The sequence below is a fragment of the Pseudomonas nitroreducens genome (assembly GCF_014204515.1).
In the GTDB taxonomy this organism is placed as follows: Bacteria; Pseudomonadota; Gammaproteobacteria; order Pseudomonadales; family Pseudomonadaceae; genus Pseudomonas; species Pseudomonas nitritireducens_A.
The window spans coordinates 1-1,710 of the sequence record NZ_JACHLI010000077.1 but is presented as its reverse complement, the minus strand read 5'-3'; the positions used below and the strand labels follow the sequence as shown (position 1 = coordinate 1,710).

1 protein-coding gene is annotated in these 1,710 nt (G+C 58.7%); it reads right to left on the bottom strand.

Annotated features, from left to right (window positions below):
- Nucleotides 1-45 precede the first annotated feature (45 nt).
- Entirely contained in the window at nt 46-1,608 is a 1,563-nt protein-coding gene (gene tnpC, locus HNP46_RS35585; protein WP_184598988.1) for an IS66 family transposase, read from the bottom strand.
- Nucleotides 1,609-1,710: the final 102 nt, after the last annotated feature.

The following is a 1,710-nucleotide window of genomic DNA, read 5'->3' as shown; positions in this document are numbered from 1 at the left end:
GTAAGCGCTTGATTGACGACGTCCTTGCGATGCGAGTAGGCGCAGTTACTCAGTCGCGTTGAGGATCCAGGGCAGCAGGGCTTCATAGTCCTCGACCGTGGTCGCAAGCGGCAGTGCCGTGAGCAAGGCAATGAGGTACCGGTATGCATCCACGCCGTTGGCTTTGCAGGTCTCGATGAGGGAATACAGATTGGCACTGGCGTTGGCGCCGGCCACGGTGTCGCAGAATAGGAAGTTACGTCGCCCGATGACAAACGGCCTGATTGCATTTTCACAGGGGTTGTTGGAGATCGGCCAAGCCTCATTTTCCACGTAGCGAACGAGCTTGGGCCACTGGCCGTGCAGGTAGTGCAATGCCTTGCCGAAGGCACTACCGGGCAGTACGGCATGCAGGTGCTGCAGTAGCATGACCTGAATCTGCTCCAGCACTGCCTGGCTTTGCTCTGCACGAACAAGCCCGCGTTGCTCTGAGGCCATTTCCTTCGTACTGGCCTCGATGGCGAATAGCTTTCCGATCAGTTGCAAGAATGCACTCACAGGGTGAGCGGCACGCCGGTCTTTGGGGAGGGCTTGCTCGGCTTCTATCATGTAGCGTCGGGCATGCGCCCAACAGCCTAGATGAACAAGCTGGTAGACGGCGGCGACAGTCTCGTAGGGAGCATAGCCGTCACTCATCAGCACAGAGCCGGGCTTGATGCCGGCGTACAGCACTTGAGCTTTTGCAGTACTGCGCGTCGGACTGTAGGTGAACAGCCGCACGAGCGGTCCAGAGCCATTCATCTGTGCCCAGAGGTAGCTTTTGCTCTGGGCCGACTTCCCCGGTTCCTTGAGAACCTGCAGGGTGGTTTCATCGCCGTACACGACATCACTATCTAATAGGTGATCGCGTAGCAGGTTGATGATTGGCTGAACGGCCTGCCCTATGCGCACGATGCTGGCGGCCAGCGTCCCGCGAGAAAGATCCCCGCCCACACGACGCAGCAAGGCAGCTTGTCGGTAGAGTGGCAACGCATCTTGGTATTTTGAGGTGATGCACCAAGCAAGCGCGGCCTCGGTCAGCAAGCCCTTGGGGATAATCCGAGCCGGGGCCGGTGTCACCTTGATTCCGCCGTCGCAGCATGGGCAGGCATACTTTACTCGCTGATGTTGAATCACTCGAATCTGCTGCGGCACGATATCCAGCTGCTCGCTGATCTCAACGCCGATCTCGGTCAAGGGCTGTCCATCATGGGGACAGATGCGCTCCGACTCTGGTAGTTCATGGCGAACGGGAACGCGCGGAAGATTGGGATCAAGCGGCTTGCGGCCAGGCTTCTTGCGCTTGTGGCCAGGGACCTCAACCTCGCTCAGATCCTCCTGTGCTGGCTGCGTAGCACTGGTTGGGGCCAAGGCTTCCGCCTCGTTGAAGAACAGGTCTTTCTGCTGGGAACCTCTAATTTCGCTCTTGGCGCTGAACAGCTTGTGCTGGAAGACCTTGAGCTTCTCCTGCAACAGGTCGCGCTCGACCGTCACGAGGCGAAGTTTGCTCTTCAGAGCATCCAGCTCGCTGGCAGCAGTACGTAATTGCAGCAGCTCTTCGGCGGTGATGGTGGTGACGGTCTTTGGCATGGTGCGTTAGACCAGCACGAAGACGCCCTGTTCATACGGCCCGGTGATAATTTCGCGGCTGATGCCGCTGGACGGCGCTGATGTCGATACCGTCCAGCAACC

Coding starts and splice junctions, on each gene's coding strand:
- tnpC (WP_184598988.1), bottom strand. CDS start 1,608: ATGCCAAAGACCGTCACCACCATCACCGCCGAAGAGCTGCTGCAATTA.